Below are 21,915 nucleotides of genomic sequence, written 5' to 3'. Positions count from 1 at the left end.
GACCCACCCCCTGGTCACCCCGGTCACTTCTGGTCACCCAGTCACTTCCGGTCACCACGGTGTCCGTATGTTGGAACAAGTCTTCCGCTTCTTGAGAAGCGCCCCATCATGTAACCTGCACGAAATTTCGCAGAGGGCCAACGTCGTCCCTCGGCACCGCAAATGCCACGACGACGACGGGAGAGCCGATGCGTATCGACGCCTGGTCGCCCATGGACGGTCGCCCCGCCCAGCAGGGGATGTACGACCCCCGTAACGAGCACGACGCCTGTGGCGTCGGGTTCGTGGCCACTCTGACCGGTGTGGCCAGCCATGAGCTGGTCGAGCAGGCGCTGACCGTGCTGCGCAACCTCGAACACCGCGGCGCCACCGGCTCCGAGCCCGACTCCGGCGACGGCGCCGGCATTCTCTGCCAGGTCCCGGACGCCTTCCTGCGGGCCGAGACCCCTTTTGAGCTTCCCGAGGCCGGTGCGTATGCCGTGGGCATCGCCTTCCTCCCCGCGGACGACTCCACCGAGGCCGTCCGCACGATCGAGAAGATCGCCACCCAGGAGGGCCTGAAGGTCCTCGGCTGGCGCGACGTCCCGGTCACCCCCGCACTTCTCGGCAACGGCGCCCGCGCCACCATGCCCGAGTTCCGCCAGGTCTTCGTCGCCGACGGCGAGTCCACCGGCATCGTCCTGGACCGCAAGGCGTTCGTCCTGCGCAAGCGTGCCGAGCGTGAGGCCGGGGTGTACTTCCCCTCGCTCTCCGCCCGCACCATCGTTTACAAGGGCATGCTCACCACCGGGCAGCTGGAGCCGTTCTTCCCGGACCTCTCCGACCGCCGCTTCGCCTCCACGGTCGCGCTGGTCCACTCCCGCTTCTCCACCAACACCTTCCCGAGCTGGCCGCTGGCCCACCCGTACCGCTTCGTCGCGCACAACGGCGAGATCAACACGGTCAAGGGCAACCGCAACTGGATGAAGGCCCGCGAGTCCCAGCTCGCCTCCGAGCTCTTCGGCCAGGCGCAGCTCGACCGGATCTTCCCCGTCTGCACCCCGGACGCCTCGGACTCGGCCTCCTTCGACGAGGTCCTGGAGCTGCTCCACCTCGGCGGGCGCTCGCTGCCGCACTCGGTGCTGATGATGGTCCCCGAGGCGTGGGAGAACCACGACTCGATGGACCCGGCCCGGCGCGCCTTTTACCAGTACCACGCCACGATGATGGAGCCCTGGGACGGCCCGGCCTGCGTCACCTTCACCGACGGCGTCCAGGTCGGCGCGGTCCTCGACCGCAACGGTCTGCGCCCCGGCCGCTACTGGGTCACCGACGACGGCCTCGTCGTGCTCTCCTCCGAGGTCGGCGTCCTGGACATCGACCCGGCGAAGGTCGTCCGCAAGGGTCGCCTCCAGCCCGGCAAGATGTTCCTCGTCGACACCGCCGAGCACCGCATCATCGAGGACGACGAGATCAAGGCGTCCCTCGCCGCCGAGCAGCCCTACCAGGAGTGGCTGGAGACCGGCGAGATCGGCCTCGGCGACCTGCCCGAGCGCGAGCACATCGTGCACACCCACGCCTCGGTCACCCGCCGCCAGCAGACCTTCGGCTACACCGAGGAAGAGCTCCGCGTCATCCTCGCGCCGATGGCCCGCACCGCCGGCGAGCCGCTCGGCTCCATGGGCACCGACTCGCCGATCGCCGCGCTCTCCGAGCGCCCCCGGCTGCTCTTCGACTACTTCACCCAGCTCTTCGCCCAGGTCACCAACCCGCCGCTGGACGCCATCCGCGAGGAGCTCGTCACCTCGCTGCGCTCCTCGCTCGGCCCCCAGGGCAACATCCTGGAGCCGACCGCCGCCGCGTGTCGCAGCGTCACACTGCCCTTCCCGGTGATCGACAACGACGAGCTCGCCAAGCTGATACACATCAACGCCGACGGCGACATGCCGGGCATGAAGGCCGCCACGCTGGCCGGTCTCTACCGGGTCGGCGGCGGCGGCGAGGCGCTGGCCGCGCGGATCGAGGAGATCAGCGCCGAGGTCGACGCCGCCATAGAGGACGGCGCCCGCCTGATCGTCCTCTCCGACCGGCACTCCGACGCCGAGCACGCGCCGATCCCGTCGCTGCTGCTCACCTCGGCCGTCCACCACCACCTCATCCGCACCAAGCAGCGCACCCAGGTGGGCCTGCTGGTCGAGGCCGGGGACGTCCGCGAGGTCCACCACGTCGCGCTGCTCATCGGCTACGGCGCCGCCGCCGTCAACCCGTACCTCGCGATGGAGTCCGTCGAGGACCTGGTCCGCGCCGGCACCTTCATCGAGAACATCGAGGCCGAGCAGGCCATCCGGAACCTGATCTACGCGCTCGGCAAGGGCGTCCTGAAGGTCATGTCCAAGATGGGCATCTCGACGGTCGCCTCCTACCGGGGCGCTCAGGTCTTCGAGGCCGTCGGCCTCGACGAGGCCTTCGTCACGACGTACTTCAACGGCACCGCCACCAAGATCGGCGGCGCCGGCCTCGACGTCATCGCCAAGGAGGTCGCCGCCCGGCACACCAAGGCGTACCCCGCATCCGGCATCGCGGCCTCGCACCGCGCGCTGGAGATCGGCGGCGAGTACCAGTGGCGTCGCGAGGGCGAACCGCACCTGTTCGACCCGGAGACGGTCTTCCGCCTCCAGCACGCCACCCGCAACCGGCGCTACGACATCTTCAAGCAGTACACGGAGCGGGTGAACGAGCAGTCCGAGCGCCTCATGACGCTCCGCGGCCTCTTCGGCTTCGACTCCGGCCGCGAGCCGATCTCCCTCGACGAGGTCGAGCCCGCCTCCGAGATCGTCAAGCGCTTCTCCACCGGCGCCATGTCCTACGGCTCGATCTCCCGCGAGGCGCACGAGACGCTCGCCATCGCGATGAACCAGCTCGGCGGCAAGTCCAACACCGGCGAGGGCGGCGAGGACCCCGACCGCCTCTACGACCCGGCGCGCCGCTCCTCCATCAAGCAGGTCGCCTCCGGCCGCTTCGGTGTGACCAGCGAATACCTGGTCAACGCGGACGACATCCAGATCAAGATGGCCCAGGGCGCCAAGCCCGGCGAGGGCGGCCAGCTGCCCGGCCACAAGGTCTACCCGTGGGTCGCCAAGACGCGTCACTCGACGCCCGGCGTCGGCCTCATCTCGCCGCCGCCGCACCACGACATCTACTCCATCGAAGACCTCGCCCAGCTGATCCACGACCTGAAGAACGCGAACCCGCAGGCGCGGATCCACGTGAAGCTGGTCTCCGAGGTCGGCGTCGGCACGGTCGCCGCCGGTGTCTCCAAGGCCCACGCGGACGTCGTCCTCATCTCCGGCCACGACGGCGGAACGGGCGCGTCCCCGCTCACCTCGCTCAAGCACGCGGGCGGCCCCTGGGAGCTCGGCCTCGCCGAGACCCAGCAGACCCTGCTGCTCAACGGCCTGCGCGACCGCATCGTCGTACAGACCGACGGCCAGCTCAAGACCGGCCGCGACGTCGTCATCGCCGCACTCCTCGGCGCCGAGGAGTTCGGTTTCGCGACCGCGCCGCTCGTCGTCTCCGGCTGCGTCATGATGCGCGTCTGCCACCTGGACACCTGCCCGGTCGGCATCGCCACCCAGAACCCGGTCCTGCGCGACCGGTTCTCCGGCAAGGCCGAGTACATCGTCAACTTCTTCGAGTTCATCGCCGAAGAGGTCCGCGAGATCCTCGCCGAGCTGGGCTTCCGCACCATCGAGGAGGCCGTCGGCCACGCCGAACTCCTCGACACCGACCGCGCGATCACCCACTGGAAGGCGCAGGGCCTGAACCTCGCCCCGCTCTTCCACGTCCCCGAGCTGCCCGAGGGCGCGGTCCGCCACCGCATCGTCGAGCAGGACCACGGACTGACGAAGGCGCTCGACAACCAGCTGATCAAGCTGGCCGCCGACGCCCTCAACGCGGAGAGCCCCGAGGCCGCCCAGCCGGTCCGCGCCCAGGTCGCGATCCGCAACATCAACCGGACCGTCGGCACGATGCTCGGCCACGAGGTGACCAAGAAGTTCGGTGGTGCGGGCCTGCCCGAGAACACCATCGACATCACCTTCACCGGCTCGGCCGGCCAGTCCTTCGGCGCGTTCCTGCCGCGCGGGGTCACCCTGCGCCTGGAGGGCGACGCCAACGACTACGTCGGCAAGGGCCTCTCCGGCGGCCGGGTCGTCGTCCGTCCCGACCGGGGCGCCGACCACCTCGCCGAGTACTCCACCATCGCCGGCAACACCATCGGCTACGGAGCCACCGGCGGCGAGGTCTTCCTGCGCGGCCGCACCGGCGAACGCTTCTGCGTCCGCAACTCCGGTGCGCTGGTCGTCTCCGAAGGCGTCGGCGACCACGGCTGCGAGTACATGACCGGCGGCCAGGCCGTCGTCCTCGGCGAGACCGGCCGCAACTTCGCCGCCGGCATGTCGGGCGGCGTCGCGTACGTCATCGACCTGAACCGCGACGACGTCAACGTCGGCAACCTCGGCGCGGTCGAGGAGCTGGACGACACCGACCGGCAGTGGCTGCACGACGTCGTGCGCCGCCACCAGGAGGAGACCGGCTCCACCGTCGCCGAGAAGCTCCTCTCCGAGTGGGACACCGCGGTGACCCGCTTCAGCAAGATCATCCCGTCCACGTACAAGGCAGTGCTCGCCGCCAAGGACGCCGCTGAGCTCGCCGGTCTCTCCGAGCAGGAGACCACCGAGAAGATGATGGAGGCGGCGACCCATGGCTGACCCCAAGGGCTTCCTGACCACCGGACGCGAGGTCGCCCAGACCCGCCCCGTGGCCGAGCGCGTCAAGGACTGGAACGAGGTCTACGTTCCGGGCTCGCTGCTCCCGATCATCAGCAAGCAGGCCGGCCGCTGCATGGACTGCGGCATCCCGTTCTGCCACAACGGCTGTCCGCTCGGAAACCTCATCCCCGAGTGGAACGACTACGCCTACCGCGAGGACTGGACCGCCGCCTCCGAGCGGCTCCACGCCACGAACAACTTCCCGGAGTTCACCGGGCGGCTGTGCCCGGCCCCCTGCGAGTCGGCGTGCGTCCTCGGCATCAACCAGCCCGCCGTCACCATCAAGAACGTCGAAGTCTCCATCATCGACAAGGCATGGGAGAGCGGCGACGTCACCCCGCAGCCGCCCGAGCGCCTCTCCGGCAAGACCGTCGCGGTCATCGGCTCGGGCCCGGCGGGACTCGCCGCCGCCCAGCAGCTGACCCGGGCCGGCCACACCGTCGCCGTCTACGAGCGCGCGGACCGCATCGGGGGGCTCCTCCGCTACGGCATCCCCGAGTTCAAGATGGAGAAGTCGCACATCAACCGCCGCATCGAGCAGATGCGCCTGGAAGGCACCAAGTTCCGTACGGAGGTGGAGATCGGCAAGGACATCGACGCCGCGAAGCTCCGCCGCCGCTACGACGCGGTCGTCATCGCGGCCGGTGCCACCGTCTCCCGCGACCTGCCGGTCCCCGGCCGTGAGCTGGGCGGCATCCACTTCGCGATGGAGTATCTGCCGCTCGCCAACAAGGTGCAGGAGGGCGACCTCACCGTCGCCCCGATCCACGCCGGCGGCAAGCACGTCGTCGTCATCGGCGGCGGCGACACCGGCGCCGACTGCGTGGGCACCGCCCACCGCCAGGGCGCGGCCTCCGTCACCCAGCTGGAGATCATGCCGAAGCCCGGCGAGGACCGGAACGCCAACCAGCCCTGGCCGACCTTCCCGATGCTCTACAAGGTCACCTCCGCGCACGAGGAGGGCGGCGAGCGGGTCTACTCCGTCTCCACCACCCACTTCGAGGGCGACGAGGACGGAAACGTCGCGGCCCTCCACCTGGTCGAGGTCGAGTTCAAGGACGGTAAGCTGGAGCAGAAGCCCGGCACGGAGCGGCGCATCCCCGCGCAGCTCGTCACCCTCGCCATGGGCTTCACCGGAACCGACCAGTCCAACGGTCTGGTCCAGCAGTTCGGCCTGGAGCTCGACGCACGGGGCAATGTCGCCCGCGACGAGAACTACGCGACCAACGTCGACGGCGTCTATGTCGCCGGTGACGCGGGACGCGGCCAGTCGCTGATCGTGTGGGCCATCGCCGAGGGCCGCTCCGCCGCCCGCGGAGTGGACCGCTTCCTGACCGGGACCAGCGCCCTGCACGCGCCGATCCGCCCGACGGACCGGTCCCTGCTGGTCTGAGCACCACCCGGGTTCCCCCTGGGCCACGCGGCCCGGGGGCACCCCCTTGATACGTCCCGTACAACGGCGTACGGAACTGAACGCGGCGCCTGCCTGTCCCCGACCGGACACCAGCGGGCGCCGTGGCGCGTCCGGGGCCGGTTCCGCCCCGGGCGGCTCAGCCGCCCAGTTGGACCGCGCCGCCCGTCAGCTCCGTGGTCTTCACCACCACCGCCACCGCGAACAGCCCCAGCAGCACCACCCCGCCGCCGAGCTGCACCGGCCAGGTCCGCAGCCTCGCCGGTGCGAAGGCGAGCCCGTACGTCACCAGCGCCCCGGTCAGCAGCCCGCCCAGGTGCCCCTGCCACGAGGTGAACGCGGCCGAGATCAGCATCCAGAGCAGGAACCCGGCCATGAAGCGGTTGACCGCCGCCATGTCACCGCCGAGCCGCCGGTGGATGACCCAGTAGGCGGCGGCGAGACCGAAGACCGCACCGGAGGCGCCGACCGTCGAGGTGTCCGGGGCCACCAGGTACACCAGGACCGAACCGCCCACCGCCGCCAGCAGGTACAGCGCCAGATAGCGGGCCCGGCCGAGCTGCCCCTCCACCGCCCGGCCGATGTTCCACAGCGCGAACATGTTGAACACCAGGTGCATCACCCCGAACGAGGCGTCCGGCGGAAGGTGCAGGAACGCCCCGGTCACCAGCCGGTACCACTCGCCGTCCGCGATGCCCGTCAGCTCGTACCCGGGAACCGTGTCACCCCGGTAGTAGTACTGCTCACCGTCCGGCCCGGTCAGCGCCGCCCCGAGCACCGCGAACCGGTCCACGATCTCCGGCCGCACCACCTCGCCGAGGTAGACGAGCACATTGAGCGCCATCAGGACGTACGTCACCAGCGGCGCCGTCGCCCGGGACACCGCACCGCCGAAGACCGTACGGGCCTGCCGCACCGAGCGCTGCCCCTCCTTCACGCACTCCACGCAGTGGTGACCGACGGCCGCCTCCCGCATGCAGTCCGGGCAGATAGAGCGGTCGCAACGGGTGCAGCGGACGTACGTCTCGTAGGACGGGTGGCGATAACACGAGGTGGCGGCGGCCTCCATGGCCGGCTCCTTCACTGGGGATGTGCAACAGGGCCGGTGGGGGCGGCGGCGATCAAGATAGCGAACCGGTGCGACGGGCCGTGTGCCCGGGGCCCGGCGGTGGCCTACGCTCGAGGTCCGCAGAGCGCAGAACTCCGCAGAGCGCAGAACGGGGGGCCGTCATGAACGGCTTGAACACGGCCGCCGCCGCGAGACCGGCCATCAGCCTGACCAAGGTGCAGCAGGTGGCCCCCGACCTCGTCAGCCTCTACAAGAGCGCGGAGGCCTCGCTGGAGAAGCACGGGATGCGGGGCCGCCGCGCGGCGGTCTATCTGGTGCTCGACTACTCCGGTTCGATGAGCGGGTACTACCGGGACGGCAGCGTCCAGGCGCTGGCGGAGCGGGTGTTGGGGCTGTCGGCGCATCTCGACGACGACGGCCGGGTGCCGGTCGTCTTCTTCTCCACCGACATCGACGGGTTCGCCGACATCGGCCTGGACAACCACCGCGGCCTCATCGACAAGATCGTGGCGAATCTCGGGCACATGGGCAGGACCAACTACCACGTGGCGATGGACGCGGTGATCGACCACTACCTGGAGAGCGGCGCCACCGACCCCGCCCTGGTCGTCTTCCAGACCGACGGCGGGCCGAGCAGCAAACTCGCCGCCGAACGCTACGTCTGCAAGGCCGCACGGCTGCCCCTGTTCTGGCAGTTCGTCGGCTTCGGCAACACCCGCAGCAGCCAGTTCGACTTCCTGCGCAAGCTCGACGAGCTGGCCGTCCCGGCCAAGCGGACCGTCGACAACGCCGGGTACTTCCACGCGGGAGCGGACCCCCGGAAGGTCCCGGACTCCGTCCTGTACGACCGGCTCGTCGCCGAGTTCCCGCTCTGGCTGGCCGCCGCCGAGGCACAGGGGATCGTCCGATGACCGCCCGGACCCTGCGCGTCCTGCGCGCCGCCGACCGCGCCCCCGTCCCCTGGAAGAACGGCGGCGGGACCGTCCGGGAGATCGCCACCGGCCCCGGGGGCGCGGGGGCCGACGCCTTCGACTGGCGGGTGAGCCTGGCGGACGTCACCGCCGACGGGCCGTTCTCCGCCTTCCCGGGCGTGGACCGCATCCTGACCGTGGTCGAGGGCGCGGGCATGGACCTCGTCGTCGGCGGCGAGCACCACATCGTCGACGAACCGCTGTGGCCGCACGGCTTCCCCGGCGACCTGCCCACCGAGGGCTTCCTGCTGGGCGGCCCGGTCGTCAATCTCAACGTCATGTACCGCAGGGCCCGTACGCGGGCGGAGACCGCCGTCCTGTGCGGCACGGTCCGCCTGCTGCCGCCGGAGGGCGGCGCGGTGCTGGCCGTCTCCCTGGACGACGGCGCGGAGCTGGAGGGCACGGACATCCGCCTGGACCGCTACGACGCGGTGCTGGCGGCCGGGGCGTCGCCCGGTGTCCTGCGGACGATGGGCCAGGCGGCGCTGATCACGTTCTCGGCGGTGTGACCGTCCGGCCGGGGGTGTGATCGTCCGGCCGGAGGTGAGGAAAATACTCGGCTGACGGGTTCCCCGCCCCGGGATACGGTCACCCGCATGCCCGAACACGCAGTGATCCGCCGTTATGCCGCCGCGGACGAGCGCGCCTCGATGGACGTCTGGTCCCGGGCCGGCCGTACGGCCCATCCCTTCATCCCCGGCGAGGGCGAGGGCGAGGGTGAGCGCGCACGCGCGATGCGCGAGGTCTATCTCGTCCACGCCGAGAACTGGGTCGCCGAGTCGAACGGCCGGGTGGTGGCGCTCCTGGGCCTCCTGGACGCCGAGATCGGCGGCCTCTTCGTGGCTCCGGAGGAGCAGGGCACGGGGGTGGGCCGGCGTCTCGTCGAGCACGCGGCGGCGCTGCACGGCGCCCTGACCCTCGAGGTGTACGAGAAGAACACGCAGGCCCGTGGCTTCTACGCCCGGATGGGCTTCGTGGAGGAGAGCCGCCGCGTCGACGAGGAGTACGACGAGGTCATGCTCAAGCTGGTCCGGCCGGCCGGGGCTGACTCCATCCCGGGGCCTGCCCGCCTGTCGTGACCGAATACCGACAGGAGATGTCGGGTATCCGGTGTTCCATGGCGCCCATGACGTCTTCACCGCCTTCATCGCCCGCGCCCGCGTCCGCGCCCGTCTCCTGGGACGGCTTCGCCGCCGCCGAACCCGACTTCGCCGACACGGTGCAACGACGCTTCCGGCTCTACAAGCACCATGTCCTGGCCACCCTGCGGAAGGACGGCTCGCCCCGGGTCACCGGCCTGGAGGCCGACTTCCGCTTCGGCGAGCTGCTGCTCGGCATGATGCCGAACTCCCTCAAGGCCCTGGACCTGCGGCGCGATCCGCGCTTCGCGCTCCACGCCAACCCGGGCCCCGACGCCGAGATGAACGACGGCGACGTCCGTGTCAGCGGCCGGGCCGTGGAGATCACCGAACCGGAGCTGATCGCCCGCTTCATCGAGGAAGCGACCCCTCCCGAGCCCTTCTACCTCTTCCGCGCCGAGCTGACCGAGGTGGTCCGTATCGGGCTCGACGGCGATGAACTGGTCATCCGGTCCTGGCGGCCGGGGCAGCCGCTGCGCACCGTGCGCCGGAAGTGACGACGCCCCGGGGGCCGAGGCGCCCTCGGCCCCCGGGCGCTCACCCCGCCAGCACGCGTTCCCGGCAGGCGGACGGCGTCCCCCAGGCGTCCCGCAGCGGCCGGGCCCGGCGCAGCCACCACGCCAGGTCCAGCTCCTCGGTGTAGCCCACCGCGCCGTGCGACTGGAGCGCGGTGCGGGCCGCCGCGTACCCCGCCTCGCCCGCCGTCACCTTCGCCGCCGCGACCGCCGCCCCGGCCCCGGCCGACCCCTCGGCCAGCTCCACCGCCGCCCCGTACAGCAGCGGGCGCGCGAACTCCAGGCCGAGCAGGGTGTCCGCCAGCCGGTGCTTGACCGCCTGGAACGACCCGACGGGCACCCCGAACTGGGTGCGCTGCTTCACATACGCCACCGTCGCCCGCAGCAGCTCCTCCCCGCAGCCCAGCGCCAGGGCCGCCGTGGCGAAGGACGCCGCGTCGCCCGCCGCCCGGGCCGCCGCTCGTACCGGCCGGCCGGCCGCGACCACCTCGCCGCCCGGCTCCGGCCGGAACAGCCGCCGCGCCGGATCCGCCGAGGCCGTCGACGGACCGGGCCCCGGTGCCAGCCGTAGTTCGTCGCCGGTCACCGTGAACACCGCGTCCGCCGCGTCCGCGTCCAGGGCGTAGGGCCCGTGCCCCTCCAGGACCAGGGACACCACCGCCGTACCCGACGCGATCCTCGGCAGCCACTCCTCGGCCACCGGGCCGCCCGCCCCGCCCAGCAGCACCCCCGCCGCCAGGGTCTCCGCCACCGGACCGGGCACCGCGTGCCGCCCCAGCTCCACGCAGGCGACGGCCAGCTCCACGGGGAGCGGTCCGAGACCCCCGTACGCCTCCGGGACCGCGAGCGCGAACACCCCCGCGTCCGCGAGCCGCCCCCACAGGGCCCGCCCCGGCCCGTGATCCCCGGCGGCCCACGCCCGCAGCACCGACGGCGTACCGGCCGCCGTCAGCATCCCGTCCAGGGAACGCCCGAACTCCCGCTGCTCGTCGTCCAGGAGGAAACGCATCAGCGCCGTCCCTTCGGCAGGCCGAGCAGCCGCTCGGCGATGATGTCGCGCTGGATCTCGTTCGTCCCGGCGTAGATCGGACCGGCGAGTGCGAAGACGTACCCCTCCGCCCACGCGCCGTCCGCCCGCTCCGCGTCCGGGCCCAGCAGGTCGAGCGCCGTCTCGTGCAGCGCGATGTCGTAACGCGACCAGAACACCTTGTTCAGGCTGGACTCCGGCCCCAGCGACGCCCCCGCCGCGAACCGGGCCGCGGAGGCGGCCGTGAACAGCCGGTACGCCCGCGCGCCGATCACCGCGTCCGCCACCCGGTCCCGCAGCGCCGTGTCCGCCGGGTCGCCCGCCGCCCGCCACAGCTCCGTCAGCCGGTCGGCGGCGGCCAGGAAGCGGCCGGGGGAGCGGAGCGTGAGGCCGCGTTCGTCGCCGGTGGCCGACATCGCGATCCGCCACCCCTGCCCCGGCTCCCCGATGACGTCCTCGTCCGGTACGAAGACCTCGTCCAGGAAGATCTCGGCGAACGCGGGCTTCCCGTCCAGCCGCCCGATGGGACGGACCGTGACGCCCTCGGCCCGCAGACCGAACATCAGGTACGTGAGCCCGTGATGCGGCTTCGCGGCCCCCGGGTCCGTACGGAAGATGCCGAACGCCCGGTCCGCGAACGCCGCCCGCGAGGACCACGTCTTCTGCCCCGACAGCAGCCAGCCGCCCTCCGTGCGCACCGCCCGCGAGCGCAGCGCCGCCAGGTCCGACCCGGCCTCCGGCTCCGACCAGGCCTGCGCCCAGATCACCTCGCCGCTCGCCATCGGCGGCAGCACCCGGGCCCGCTGCTCCGCCGTGCCGTGGGCGAGCAGGGTCGGGGCGAGGAGGCTGACCCCGTTCTGCGAGACCCGGCCCGGCGCGCCCGCCGCCCAGTACTCCTCCTCGAACGCCAGCCAGCCGAAGAGATCCGCGCCCCGGCCCCCGTACTCCTTCGGCCAGGAGACCGCCGACCACCGCCCGGTGTGCAGCAGCGCCTCCCACGCCCGGTGCGCGGCGAACCCCTCCTCGGTCTCCAGGGAGGGCAGCGGCCGGGCGGGGACGTGGTCCCGGAGCCAGGCCCGGGCCTCGGCCCGCAGGGACTCCGTCCGTGCCGTGTGCGCCAGATCCATGACCGGCCCGCCTTCTCCGCGCGGTCGGCCCGCACGGTCTCCGTCATCACCGACAGTTCCCTAACAAGTGTTTGGTAGGTTAACGTACGACCCACACGCCGTCGAGAAGTCGGGGGAACGGGCCATGACCACACCGCCGTACCTGCCGGGACACGGACTGCTGGCCGGCCGCACCGCCGTGATCACCGCAGCCGCCGGAGCCGGGATCGGTGGCGCCACCGCCCGCCGCTTCCTGGAGGAGGGGGCGCGTGTCGTGATCAGCGACGCCCACGCCCGCCGGCTGAAGGAGAGCGCCCACGCCCTCGCCGAAGAGTTCGGCCCCGACCGCGTCACCCACCTCACCTGCGACGTCACCGACGAGGAACAGGTGGGCGCCCTCTTCGCGCACGCCGAACGCGCCCACGGCGGACTCGACATCGTCGTCAACAACGCGGGCCTCGGCGGCACCGCCGAACTCACCGAGATGACCGACGACCAGTGGACGAAGATCCTCGACGTCACCCTGAACGGCACCTTCCGCTGCACCCGCGCCGCCCTGCGCTCCCTCAAGGCCGCCGGAACTGGAGGAGTCCTCGTCAACAACGCCTCCGTCGTCGGCTGGCGCGCCCAGCGCGGCCAGGCCCACTACGCCGCCGCCAAGGCCGGCGTCATGGCCCTCACCCGCTGCGCCGCCGTCGAGGCCGCCGACTACGGCGTACGCGTCAACGCCGTCGCCCCCAGCCTCGCCATGCATCCCCACCTGGCGAAGGTCACCTCCGCCGAACTCCTCGCCGAACTCACCGCGAAGGAGGCCTTCGGCCGGTACGCCGAACCCTGGGAGGTCGCCAACGTGATCGTCTTCCTCGCGAGCGGCTACTCCTCGTACATGACCGGCGAGGTCGTCCCCGTCAGCAGCCAGCATGCGTGAACACACAAGCCGTGGACGGACAATGGCCGGGTGCCTACCAAGAAGAAGCCCCAGGTGACCCCCACGCCGGAGCGACGCCGTGAACTGCTCGCCACCGCCGCCGAGGTCTTCGCCGCCCAGGGATACAACGCCACCACCGTCCGCCGGATCGCGGACGAGGCCGGGATGCTCGCGGGCAGCCTCTACTACCACTTCGATTCCAAGGAATCGATGATCGACGAGATCCTCTCCACCTTCCTCGACGAGCTCTGGCAGGGCTACGACGCGGTCCTGGAGGCCGGCCTCGGCCCCCGCGAGACCATCGAAGCCCTGGTCACCGAGTCGTTCCGGGAGATCGACCGGCACCGCCCCGCCGTCGCGATCTACCAGAAGGAGTCCAAGCACCTCGCCACCCAGCCGCGCTTCACCTACCTCGTCGACTCACAGACCAAGTTCGAGAAGGCCTGGCTCGGCACCCTGGAACGCGGCGTCGCCGAAGGCGTCTTCCGCGACGACCTCGACATCCGCCTCACCTACCGCTTCGTCCGCGACACCGTCTGGGTCGCCGCCTCCTGGTACCGGCCCGGCGGACACCACAGCCCCGAAGAGATCGCCCGTCAGTACCTCTCGATGGTGCTCGACGGAATCGCCCTGCGTACGTAACCGGTCGCTGGTGACCGGTCCACCCCGAGCGCCCCGAGGAGCAGCAGCCATGGCCGAGGCCTACATCGTCGAAGCGGTACGCACCCCCGTCGGACGGCGCAAGGGAGGCCTCGGGTCCGTCCACCCCGCCGACCTCGGCGCGCACGTCCTGAAGGAGCTGATGGCCCGCGCGGCCATCGATCCGGCGGCCGTCGAGGACGTCGTCTTCGGCTGCCTGGACACCGTCGGACCACAGGCCGGCGACATCGCCCGTACGTCATGGCTGGCCGCCGGACTGCCCGAGGAGGTCCCCGGCGTCACCATCGACCGCCAGTGCGGCTCCTCCCAGCAGGCCCTCCACTTCGCGGCCCAGGGCGTCCTCTCCGGCACCCAGGACCTCGTCGTCGCGGGCGGCACCCAGAACATGACCCAGATCCCGATCGCCTTCGCTTCCCGTCAGGCCGCCGAGCCCCTCGGCCTCACCCAGGGGCCGTACGCGGGCAGCGAGGGCTGGCGCGCCCGCTACGGCGACGCCCCCGTCAACCAGTTCCACGGCGCCCAGCTCATCGCCGAGAAGTGGGGCATCGGCCGCCGGGACATGGAGGAGTTCGCCCTCACCTCCCACCGGCGGGCGGTCCGCGCCATCGATGAGGGCCGCTTCGCCCGCGAGACCGTCGCGTACGGGGACGTCACCGCGGACGAGGGGCCGCGCCGCGACACCACCCTGGAGAAGATGGCCGGCCTGCAGCCCGTGGTCGAGGGCGGCACCATCACCGCCGCCTGCTCCTCCCAGGTCTCCGACGGGGCCGCCGCCCTGCTCATCGCCTCGGAGCGGGCCGTCGCCGAACACGGCCTCACCCCGCGGGCCCGCGTCCATCACCTGTCCGTACGCGGCGAGGACCCGATCCGGATGCTCTCGGCCCCGATCCCGGCCACCGCGTACGCCCTGAAGAAGACCGGCCTGACCATCGACGCCATCGACCTCGTCGAGATCAACGAGGCGTTCGCCCCGGTCGTTCTCGCCTGGCTGAAAGAGACCGGTGCGGACCCCGAGCGGGTCAACGTCAACGGCGGGGCCATCGCCCTGGGCCACCCGCTCGGCGCGACCGGCGCCCGGCTGATGACGACCCTGCTGCACGAACTGGAACGCACCGGCGGCCGCTACGGGCTCCAGACGATGTGTGAGGGTGGCGGCCAGGCCAACGTCACCATCGTCGAGCGGCTCTGAGGGATCAAGGGGCCTCCCCCTCCGTACACCCTCTGGTCAGCCAAGTTTTCCCTCCGGCGGTGTGGCGCGATCCGCCGCCGGAGGAGAGGACGTGCTAGGGTGTTTCCCGTTGCAGTTTTGGTACCCATGAACTTTATGTGCGCCTGACGGGAATGCTTCCTCAGGCGCTTTATTGTTTTCCGGCTTTCTCCGGGTGGGGCTCAATGCGGCGACTTGGAATCCGTAAAGTGCGGGTTCTCGGCACTGCACCTCTTTTAGGAGAATGACATGGCTACTGGAACCGTGAAGTGGTTCAACTCGGAAAAGGGCTTCGGCTTCATCGAGCAGGACGGCGGCGGCGCCGACGTCTTCGCCCACTACTCCAACATCGCCACCTCGGGCTTCCGTGAGCTCCAGGAGGGCCAGAAGGTCTCCTTCGACGTCACGCAGGGCCAGAAGGGCCCGCAGGCGGAGAACATCGTCCCGGCCTAATTGCCGGACGCGTACCTCGCTGACCGGGGCCCGCACCGTGAAGGTGCGGGCCCCGGTTTGTGCTGTCCGAGCAAGAACCCGTTTTGTGCGCACATCCTGGGGGCGCATCACAGACGGTCGGGCCGGCACATCGCAGTAAACCCACTCGGCAGTTGCCCAGGAATCCCCCAGGAGGGCAATTCCGTATGACCAGCTCCGAACGCCAGGACCGCACCCCCCGCTCCCGTCCGGCCCGTGGCCGAGGCCGCGGCCAGGGCACGGCTGCCCAGGCACCGTCGAACGGCCGGGGCGGCGCTCCCCGCGCCAACGCCAAGGCCCAGGGCGGCTCAAAGGCCCCGGCCCGTCGCCGCGCCACCCCGCCGCAGGGCGAGTTCGCCCTGCCGGAGACGGTGACGCCCGCACTGCCGTCCGTGGAGGCCTTCGCCGACTTGGACATGCCCGCCGCGCTGCTGAAGACCCTCGCCGCGCAGGGCGTCACCGAACCGTTCCCGATCCAGGGCGCGACCCTGCCGAACTCGCTGGCCGGCCGCGACATCCTCGGCCGCGGGCGTACCGGCTCCGGCAAGACGCTCGCCTTCGGCCTGGCGCTGCTGGCCCGCACCGCCGGCCGCCGCAGCGAGCCGCGCGCCCCGCTCGCCATGGTCCTCGTGCCCACGCGCGAGCTGGCCCAGCAGGTCACCGACGCGCTGACCCCGTACGCGACCGCCGTGAACCTGCGGATGGCCACGGTCGTCGGCGGCATGTCGATCACCAAGCAGTCCGCCACCCTGCGGCGCGGCGCCGAAGTGCTCGTCGCCACCCCGGGCCGGCTCAAGGACCTCATCGAGCGCGGCGACTGCCGGCTGGACGAGGTCTCCATCACCGTCCTCGACGAGGCCGACCAGATGGCCGACATGGGCTTCATGCCGCAGGTCGTCGCCCTGCTCAAGCAGGTCGAGGCGGGCGGGCAGCGGATGCTGTTCTCCGCGACCCTCGACAAGAACATCGACCGGCTCGTGAAGATGTTCCTCACCGACCCGGTCGTGCACTCCGTCGACCCGTCCGCCGGTGCGGTCACCACGATGGAGCACCACGTGCTCCACGTCCTGGACGAGACCGACAAGAAGGCCGTCGCCACGAAGATCGCCGCCCGCGAGGGCCGGGTGATCATGTTCGTCGACACCAAGCGCGCCGCCGACCGCTTCGCCAAGCGGCTGCTCGCCAGCGGTGTACGGGCGGCCGCCCTGCACGGCGGGCGTTCGCAGCCGCAGCGCAACCGGACGCTCGACCAGTTCAAGACCGGTGAGGTCACCGCGCTCGTCGCGACGAACGTCGCGGCCCGCGGCATCCACGTCGACGACCTCGACCTGGTCGTCAACGTGGACCCGCCGACCGACCACAAGGACTACCTCCACCGCGGCGGGCGCACGGCGCGCGCCGGGGAGTCCGGCAGCGTCGTCACGCTGGTGCTGCCCGAGGAGAAGCGCGAGATGACCCGGCTGATGCAGGACGCGGGCATCGCGCCGCGCACCACGCGGGTCACCTCCAGCGACGCGGAGCTGGGCCGGATCACGGGGGCCCGTGAGCCGTCGGGCATCGCGATCGTCATCGAGGTCCCGCAGCCGACGCCGCCGAAGCAGCGGACGCGGTCGGGCGGTGCGGCGGGCTCCGGCAACGGGGGCGCGGTGCGGTCCGGCAGCCGGGGCCGTGGGCGACGCGGGGCCGGCGGTGCGGGTGCCGGTGGTGCTCAGGGTGGTGGCGCGGGCCGCTCCGGTGGCGCGGCGCGCGCGGGCGGGGGTGCGCGCTCCGGTGGCGCGGGCCGCGCCGGTGCGCCTGCGCGGGGGCGCCGGGCCGCGTAGGGCGAGTTTCAAGCCGTCCGGCGCACATCCGGCCGTCCGGCGATTGAGGACCGAAGCCACATCAAGCCCGTCCGGCGATTGAGGACCGGGGTCCGGGGCAGAGCCCCGAAAGCCCCGTACCGGGGCTTTGTCCTCAATCGCCGGACGGGCTTGAGGTGTGCCCGGGCGTCGGGCTTGATTGGGCGCCGGACAGGCTGGAGACGGCCGCACAAGCCTCCTCCGCCTCCGCCAGGATCCGCGACACCAGCTCCGCCACGCTCGGCAGGTCCTCGATCAGGGCCGCCACCTGACCCGAGGCCATGATGCCGAGGTCCGTGCGGCCGTCGACCATGGACGCCCTCAGCAGCATCGGGGTGTTCGCCGCCAGCAGCACCTGGCTCCAGCTCAACTCCCTGCCGTGCCGCATCGCCAGGCCGTCCCGGACCATGCCCGGCCAGCTCAGGCCGGAGAGCCGACGGAAGCCGGACGCCCGGCGCAGCGCCCGGTACAGGGAGCGCAGCCGGCCCGCACCCTCCAGCTCCGCCACCATCTCCGTACGGAGCATCCGGTGCGGGAGTCCGTCTACCGCCCGCGTCAGCATGATGTCCTTGGCGGTCGCCGCCAGGTAGCGCGCCTTCACCGCGTCCGGGACCGTCGAGTCCGAGGTCAGCAGGAACCGGGTGCCCATCGCGACGCCCGCCGCCCCGTACGCCAGCGCCGCCACCAGGCCCCGGCCGTCGTGGAAGCCGCCCGCCGCGACCACCGGGATGTCCACCGCGTCGACGACCTGCGGCAGCAGCACCGTCGACGCCACGTCCCCCGTGTGGCCGCCGCCCTCGCCGCCCTGCACGATCACCGCGTCCGCACCCCACGCCGCGACCTTCTCCGCGTGCCGCCGGGCCCCCACCGACGGGACGACGACCACGCCCGCGTCCTTCAGCTCCGCGATGAGTTCCCTCGACGGGGCGAGCGCGAACGACGCCACCCGCACCCCCTCCTCGACGATGATCCCCACCCGCTCCCGGGCGTCCCCCGCGTCCGCCCGCAGATTCACCCCGAACGGCTCGTCCGTCCGGGACTTCACCTCCCGTACGGCCGACCGCAGTCGGTCCGGTGACATGGTCGCCGACGCCAGGATGCCCAGCGCCCCGGCCCGCGCGGTCGCGGTGACCAGGCGGGGGCCGGCCACCCAGCCCATCCCGGTCTGCACGATCGGGTGCCGGACGCCGACGAGGTCGGTCAGGGCGGTGCGCATCAGACCCGGACCTCCCGGTCCCGGGTGCGGGCCGGGTCGATGACCTCGCGGATCAGGGCGAGTTCGGCGGGGGAGGGGTCGCGGGTGTACGGGACGTCGTCCGGGACCGTGAGCGCGAAGCCCGTCGCCTCGCGGACCTGATCGGCCGTGACGCCCGGGTGGACCGAGGCCAGCCGCATCGAACGGTCGGGCGTCGCGAAGTCGAAGACCCCGAGATCGCTGACGACCCGGGGGATCCGGTGGAAGCGGGTGGCCGAGGGGCCCGCCGCTTGCGCGCTGTCGTAGCCGACTCCGCAGATCATGTCGACACGCTGGACGAAGACCCGGGGGGAGTGCCGGGGGATCCAGTAACTCACCGGGTTGTTGAGGGTGTTGACCGGCGCTCCGCGTACGCCCAGCAGTTGCCGGGACGGCTGCTCCCAGTCGCCGATGCAGGAGATGTTCTGGTTGCCGAAGCGGTCGATCTGGCTCGCGCCCATCATCACGTGCCGCCGACCCCCGGTCACCAGGGCCAGATGCCGGCGATAGGGGAGCCAGCCCTCCGCCTCGCCGTCCGGGCCGATGAGCGTCGCCTCGCCGTCCGTGAGGAGCAGGTCGGGGGCGAAGGTCAGCCGGGCCAGCCGAGCGCCGACGGACGGTACCGCGCCCATCGGACTGGCCAGGATCTCGCCGTCGCCCCGCCAGGCCTCCGCGCAGGCGATCACGCAGTATTCGGCACGGGTGATGCTCTGAGTGGCGGTCTCACCGCCGGGTGCGTTCATTTCTGCTCCTCGTGCCAGGTGCGGACCGCCTGCTGGTAGCCCTTCTCGTCGCCGTCCGGCGGCAGGAACCGGGCGGCGAAATCCGCCCAGGCGGCCGGATCCGCCGCCGCGGCCGCGTACGCCTTCTGGAACGGCTCGTCGCGCGGGTGGTCGGGTACGCAGGAGGTGAAGTGCGCCCCGCCGGGTGTCTCCACGACCCCGGTGACGGAGTGCCGTTGGACGAGGAGGGTCTGCGGAGCGTTGGAGTTCTCGGTCAACTCCCGTGTCTCCACCAGGCGTTCGCAGGAGACGTACGCCGCGTCCGCCGCCTCGCAGAACAGATCGTCGAAGTACGGGTCGGGGCCCAGGTACTGGCCGTTGCCGAGCCGGTCCGCCCGGTTGAGGTGGACCAGCGCCGCGTCCATCCGCAGGGCGGGCATCGCCACGAACTCCTCGCCGTCCTCGTACGGTGAAGTCACCGTGCGCAGTTCGGGGTTGACGCGCATCACGTCCGAGCCGATGCCCGCACGCACCGGCAGGAACGGCAGCCGGTTCGCCGCCGCGTGCAGCCCCCACATGAACATCGCCTCGTCGATCTCCGTCAGCGCGAACGCCCCGCGCTGCCGGGCCGCCCGGTAGTGCGGCTCCAGCGGGATCGAGTCGAGCGTCACGAACGCCGTGACCAGGCGGGAGATCCGGCCCGCCGCGGCCAGCAGCCCCACGTCCGGCCCGCCGTAGGAGATCACCGTGAGATCGGTGACGGGCGACCGGAGCAGCGCCCTGACCAGGGCCATCGGCTTGCGGCGCGAGCCCCAGCCGCCGATCCCGACCGTCATGCCGCTGCTGAGGCGACCGACGACCTCCTCGGGCGTCATCGTCTTGTCGCGCGCATGAGCGTGAGAGGGGGAGTGAGGGGGAGCGGTCACGGTTCAGGCCTCCTTGCCGAAGGTGTCGCGGACCCGGGCGGCGGTCCCGGCGAGGTTCGCCTCGAAGGTGAACCCCTGCTCGAAGCGGTAGCTGCGCTGTACGTCGACGGGGTCGATGCCGTTCAGGGCGGCCTTGGCCAGCCGCAGCAGATGACCGTCCTTGGCGGCGATCTCGTTCGCCAACTCCAGTGCGGCGTCCATCAGTTCCGTGCCCGGCACCACCCGCCAGACCGATCCGTGGGCGAGCAGCTCGGCGGCGGTGACCGTGCGGGAGGTGTAGTAGAGCGTGCGCATCAGGTGCTGCGGGACCAGCCGGGCGAGATGGGTCGCCGCGCCGAGCGCCCCCCGGTCCAGCTCCGGCAGGCCGAACACCGCGTCCTCGCTCGCGACGATCGCGTCCGCGTTCCCGACGAGGCCGATGCCGCCCCCGAGACAGAACCCCCGCACCGCCGCGACCACCGGGACCTCGCACGCGTACACCGCCGCGAACGCCTCGGCGCAACCCCGGTTGGCGCCGATCAGGGCCCCGTGCCCCGGATCGCGCTGCAACTCCTTGATGTCGACGCCCGCATTGAAGCCGCGCCCGGCGGCGGCCAGGACGACGCAGCGCACCTCCGGGTCGCGGCCCGCCGCCCGGACGGCGTCCGCGAGGTCGTACCAGCCCTGCACGGGCAGCGCGTTGACGGGCGGACGGTCGACGGTGACGACGCGGACGCCGTCGTTCCCGGGGGGCGACGCGGTGGAGACAGTCATCGGAGGATCAGCTACCTTTCCACCAAACATTTGTTAGGTGGACGGTAGCAGTCACACCCCCGCCCGCCAACCAGTCCCACTTCCCGGGGAGACGTGATGACCGCACCCACCGAATCCACCGCACCCACCCCGCACCGCGCCGGACTCTGCGCGGACCGGGTCGTCGCCGTCACGGGCGCCGGGCGGGGGCTCGGCCGGGCCCACGCGCTGGCCTTCGCCGCCGAGGGGGCGCGGGTCGTCGTCAACGACCTCGGCGTCGGACCGGCCGGGGACGGGGGTGAGGGCGGGGGCGGGGACGGAGACTCCACGGGCCCGGCCCGCGAAGTCGTCGACGAGATCGTGGCGGCGGGCGGCGAAGCCGTCGTCCACGGCGGCGACATCGCCACCGCCGACGGCGCGGCCTCCCTGGTCGCCACCGCCGTGGAGGCCTTCGGCCGCCTCGACACCCTCGTCAACAACGCGGGTTTCCTGCGCGACCGGATGCTCGTCAACCTCGACGAGGACGACTGGGACGCGGTGCTGCGCGTCCACCTCCGGGGCCACTTCCTGCCCCTGAAGCATGCCGCCGCCCACTGGCGGGCCGAGGCGAAGGCGGGCCGCCCACCGGTCGCCCGGGTGATCAACACCAGCTCCGGCGCCGGACTCCTCGGCAGCGTCGGCCAGGGCAACTACGCGGCGGCCAAAGCCGGAATCGTCGCCCTGACGCTGGTCGCGGCGGCCGAGCTGGGCCGGTACGGGGTCCAGGTCAACGCCCTCGCCCCGGCCGCCCGGACCCGGATGACCGAGCGGACCTTCGCCGAGGCGATGGCGGCCCCGGGGGAGGGGGAGTTCGACGCGATGGCCCCCGAGAACGTCTCGCCCCTCGTCGTCTGGCTCGGCTCCGCCGCGAGCGACGGGGTGACGGGCCGCGTCTTCGAGGCCGAGGCGGGCCGCATCACCGTCATGGAGGGCTGGCGCCCCGGCCCCACCGACGACCGGGGCGCGCGCAGGTCACCGGCCGAGGCGGGCGAGACGGTGCGTCGGCTGCTGGCGGACGCCGAGGAGCCGGGGCGGGTCTACGGGGCGTCCTAGGGGAGCCTCGCGCCGATCGCGTACGAGGGCCGGGAAACCCGCTTGCGAGGGCTGCCCGG

General features: G+C 72.0%; 19 protein-coding genes. 12 read left to right on the top strand and 7 right to left on the bottom strand.

Going from position 1 to position 21,915, the window contains the following annotated elements; all coding sequences use genetic code 11:
• The first annotated feature begins 188 nt into the window (after positions 1 to 188).
• Positions 189 to 4,748, top strand: coding sequence for a glutamate synthase large subunit (gene gltB / locus ACIQPT_RS18055; RefSeq protein ID WP_401156858.1), 4,560 nt, complete (start codon positions 189 to 191; stop codon positions 4,746 to 4,748).
• Complete coding sequence (locus tag ACIQPT_RS18050) at positions 4,741 to 6,201, top strand: glutamate synthase subunit beta (RefSeq protein ID WP_401156857.1); 1,461 nt, start codon at positions 4,741 to 4,743, stop codon at positions 6,199 to 6,201. The genes gltB and ACIQPT_RS18050 overlap by 8 nt, the downstream gene beginning before the upstream one ends.
• A gap of 157 nt (positions 6,202 to 6,358) precedes the next feature.
• Here the strand turns inward: ACIQPT_RS18050 and ACIQPT_RS18045 are convergent, their stop codons facing one another.
• Entirely contained in the window at positions 6,359 to 7,288 is a 930-nt protein-coding gene (locus tag ACIQPT_RS18045; RefSeq protein WP_401156856.1) for a rhomboid family intramembrane serine protease, read from the bottom strand.
• A gap of 161 nt (positions 7,289 to 7,449) precedes the next feature.
• Between ACIQPT_RS18045 and ACIQPT_RS18040 the strand changes: the two genes are divergently transcribed.
• From ACIQPT_RS18040 to ACIQPT_RS18025, 4 genes are all read left to right on the top strand, one after another.
• Positions 7,450 to 8,199: a vWA domain-containing protein gene (locus ACIQPT_RS18040; RefSeq protein WP_401156855.1), complete on the top strand. Its 750-nt coding sequence runs from the start codon at positions 7,450 to 7,452 to the stop codon at positions 8,197 to 8,199.
• The gene (locus tag ACIQPT_RS18035) at positions 8,196 to 8,768 is read left to right on the top strand and encodes a HutD family protein (protein WP_401156854.1); all 573 of its coding nucleotides are present in this window, start codon (positions 8,196 to 8,198) and stop codon (positions 8,766 to 8,768) included. The genes ACIQPT_RS18040 and ACIQPT_RS18035 overlap by 4 nt, the downstream gene beginning before the upstream one ends.
• A gap of 87 nt (positions 8,769 to 8,855) precedes the next feature.
• Entirely contained in the window at positions 8,856 to 9,338 is a 483-nt protein-coding gene (locus tag ACIQPT_RS18030; protein ID WP_401156853.1) for a GNAT family N-acetyltransferase, read from the top strand.
• A gap of 38 nt (positions 9,339 to 9,376) precedes the next feature.
• Complete coding sequence (locus tag ACIQPT_RS18025) at positions 9,377 to 9,895, top strand: pyridoxamine 5'-phosphate oxidase family protein (RefSeq protein ID WP_401156852.1); 519 nt, start codon at positions 9,377 to 9,379, stop codon at positions 9,893 to 9,895.
• 40 nt (positions 9,896 to 9,935) lie between these two features.
• Here ACIQPT_RS18025 and ACIQPT_RS18020 read toward each other — a convergent pair whose 3' ends face one another.
• Together ACIQPT_RS18020 and ACIQPT_RS18015 are read right to left on the bottom strand one after the other, a co-directional pair.
• Entirely contained in the window at positions 9,936 to 10,922 is a 987-nt protein-coding gene (locus ACIQPT_RS18020) for an acyl-CoA dehydrogenase family protein (protein WP_401156851.1), read from the bottom strand.
• Positions 10,922 to 12,067, bottom strand: a complete 1,146-nt coding sequence (locus ACIQPT_RS18015; protein ID WP_401156850.1) for an acyl-CoA dehydrogenase family protein — start codon at positions 12,065 to 12,067, stop codon at positions 10,922 to 10,924. The genes ACIQPT_RS18020 and ACIQPT_RS18015 overlap by 1 nt, the downstream gene beginning before the upstream one ends.
• 124 nt (positions 12,068 to 12,191) lie before the next feature.
• On the opposite strand from ACIQPT_RS18015, the gene ACIQPT_RS18010 reads away from it, so the two are divergent.
• From ACIQPT_RS18010 to ACIQPT_RS17990, 5 genes are all read left to right on the top strand, one after another.
• Complete coding sequence (locus ACIQPT_RS18010; protein WP_401156849.1) at positions 12,192 to 12,974, top strand: SDR family oxidoreductase; 783 nt, start codon at positions 12,192 to 12,194, stop codon at positions 12,972 to 12,974.
• A gap of 30 nt (positions 12,975 to 13,004) precedes the next feature.
• A complete protein-coding gene (locus tag ACIQPT_RS18005; RefSeq protein WP_401156848.1) occupies positions 13,005 to 13,616 on the top strand; it encodes a TetR/AcrR family transcriptional regulator in 612 nt (203 codons plus the stop codon).
• 49 nt (positions 13,617 to 13,665) lie between these two features.
• Positions 13,666 to 14,823 (top strand): acetyl-CoA C-acetyltransferase, encoded by a 1,158-nt coding sequence (locus tag ACIQPT_RS18000; protein WP_401156847.1) that lies wholly within the window; start codon positions 13,666 to 13,668, stop codon positions 14,821 to 14,823.
• Between the two features lie 267 nt (positions 14,824 to 15,090).
• A complete protein-coding gene (locus ACIQPT_RS17995; protein WP_003969786.1) occupies positions 15,091 to 15,294 on the top strand; it encodes a cold-shock protein in 204 nt (67 codons plus the stop codon).
• Positions 15,295 to 15,479: 185 nt separating this feature from the next.
• The gene (locus ACIQPT_RS17990) at positions 15,480 to 17,132 is read left to right on the top strand and encodes a DEAD/DEAH box helicase (RefSeq protein ID WP_401156846.1); all 1,653 of its coding nucleotides are present in this window, start codon (positions 15,480 to 15,482) and stop codon (positions 17,130 to 17,132) included.
• Positions 17,133 to 17,265: 133 nt separating this feature from the next.
• On the opposite strand, the gene ACIQPT_RS17985 is transcribed toward ACIQPT_RS17990, so the two are convergent.
• The 4 genes from ACIQPT_RS17985 to ACIQPT_RS17970 are packed head-to-tail and all read right to left on the bottom strand — an operon-like array spanning position 17,266 to position 20,785.
• Positions 17,266 to 18,366 (bottom strand): NAD(P)H-dependent flavin oxidoreductase, encoded by a 1,101-nt coding sequence (locus ACIQPT_RS17985; RefSeq protein WP_401156845.1) that lies wholly within the window; start codon positions 18,364 to 18,366, stop codon positions 17,266 to 17,268.
• The gene (locus tag ACIQPT_RS17980) at positions 18,366 to 19,127 is read right to left on the bottom strand and encodes a CoA-transferase subunit beta (protein WP_401156844.1); all 762 of its coding nucleotides are present in this window, start codon (positions 19,125 to 19,127) and stop codon (positions 18,366 to 18,368) included. Before ACIQPT_RS17980 ends, ACIQPT_RS17985 begins: the two co-directional genes overlap by 1 nt.
• Positions 19,124 to 19,981, bottom strand: coding sequence for a CoA transferase subunit A (locus tag ACIQPT_RS17975; RefSeq protein ID WP_401156947.1), 858 nt, complete (start codon positions 19,979 to 19,981; stop codon positions 19,124 to 19,126). The genes ACIQPT_RS17980 and ACIQPT_RS17975 overlap by 4 nt, the downstream gene beginning before the upstream one ends.
• A 54-nt stretch (positions 19,982 to 20,035) precedes the next feature.
• Positions 20,036 to 20,785: an enoyl-CoA hydratase family protein gene (locus ACIQPT_RS17970; RefSeq protein ID WP_401156843.1), complete on the bottom strand. Its 750-nt coding sequence runs from the start codon at positions 20,783 to 20,785 to the stop codon at positions 20,036 to 20,038.
• A 96-nt stretch (positions 20,786 to 20,881) separates the two neighbouring features.
• On the opposite strand from ACIQPT_RS17970, the gene ACIQPT_RS17965 reads away from it, so the two are divergent.
• On the top strand, positions 20,882 to 21,856 hold the full coding sequence (locus ACIQPT_RS17965; RefSeq protein WP_401156842.1) for an SDR family oxidoreductase: 975 nt from the start codon (positions 20,882 to 20,884) through the stop codon (positions 21,854 to 21,856).
• Positions 21,857 to 21,915: the final 59 nt, after the last annotated feature.

Source organism: Streptomyces sp. NPDC091289 (assembly GCF_044757365.1).
In the GTDB taxonomy this organism is placed as follows: Bacteria; Actinomycetota; Actinomycetes; order Streptomycetales; family Streptomycetaceae; genus Streptomyces.
This window is presented reverse-complemented; position numbering and strand designations above follow the sequence as displayed.

Excerpts from the sequence above, each read along its gene's own strand:
- gltB (WP_401156858.1), top strand. The coding sequence starts at position 189 with ATGCGTATCGACGCCTGGTCGCCCATGGACGGTCGCCCCGCCCAGCAG.
- ACIQPT_RS18050 (WP_401156857.1), top strand. The coding sequence starts at position 4,741 with ATGGCTGACCCCAAGGGCTTCCTGACCACCGGACGCGAGGTCGCCCAG.
- ACIQPT_RS18045 (WP_401156856.1), bottom strand. The coding sequence starts at position 7,288 with ATGGAGGCCGCCGCCACCTCGTGTTATCGCCACCCGTCCTACGAGACG.
- ACIQPT_RS18040 (WP_401156855.1), top strand. The coding sequence starts at position 7,450 with ATGAACGGCTTGAACACGGCCGCCGCCGCGAGACCGGCCATCAGCCTG.
- ACIQPT_RS18035 (WP_401156854.1), top strand. The coding sequence starts at position 8,196 with ATGACCGCCCGGACCCTGCGCGTCCTGCGCGCCGCCGACCGCGCCCCC.
- ACIQPT_RS18030 (WP_401156853.1), top strand. The coding sequence starts at position 8,856 with ATGCCCGAACACGCAGTGATCCGCCGTTATGCCGCCGCGGACGAGCGC.
- ACIQPT_RS18025 (WP_401156852.1), top strand. The coding sequence starts at position 9,377 with ATGGCGCCCATGACGTCTTCACCGCCTTCATCGCCCGCGCCCGCGTCC.
- ACIQPT_RS18020 (WP_401156851.1), bottom strand. The coding sequence starts at position 10,922 with ATGCGTTTCCTCCTGGACGACGAGCAGCGGGAGTTCGGGCGTTCCCTG.
- ACIQPT_RS18015 (WP_401156850.1), bottom strand. The coding sequence starts at position 12,067 with ATGGATCTGGCGCACACGGCACGGACGGAGTCCCTGCGGGCCGAGGCC.
- ACIQPT_RS18010 (WP_401156849.1), top strand. The coding sequence starts at position 12,192 with ATGACCACACCGCCGTACCTGCCGGGACACGGACTGCTGGCCGGCCGC.
- ACIQPT_RS18000 (WP_401156847.1), top strand. The coding sequence starts at position 13,666 with ATGGCCGAGGCCTACATCGTCGAAGCGGTACGCACCCCCGTCGGACGG.
- ACIQPT_RS17995 (WP_003969786.1), top strand. The coding sequence starts at position 15,091 with ATGGCTACTGGAACCGTGAAGTGGTTCAACTCGGAAAAGGGCTTCGGC.
- ACIQPT_RS17990 (WP_401156846.1), top strand. The coding sequence starts at position 15,480 with ATGACCAGCTCCGAACGCCAGGACCGCACCCCCCGCTCCCGTCCGGCC.
- ACIQPT_RS17985 (WP_401156845.1), bottom strand. The coding sequence starts at position 18,366 with ATGCGCACCGCCCTGACCGACCTCGTCGGCGTCCGGCACCCGATCGTG.
- ACIQPT_RS17980 (WP_401156844.1), bottom strand. The coding sequence starts at position 19,127 with ATGAACGCACCCGGCGGTGAGACCGCCACTCAGAGCATCACCCGTGCC.
- ACIQPT_RS17975 (WP_401156947.1), bottom strand. The coding sequence starts at position 19,981 with ATGACGCCCGAGGAGGTCGTCGGTCGCCTCAGCAGCGGCATGACGGTC.
- ACIQPT_RS17970 (WP_401156843.1), bottom strand. The coding sequence starts at position 20,785 with ATGACTGTCTCCACCGCGTCGCCCCCCGGGAACGACGGCGTCCGCGTC.
- ACIQPT_RS17965 (WP_401156842.1), top strand. The coding sequence starts at position 20,882 with ATGACCGCACCCACCGAATCCACCGCACCCACCCCGCACCGCGCCGGA.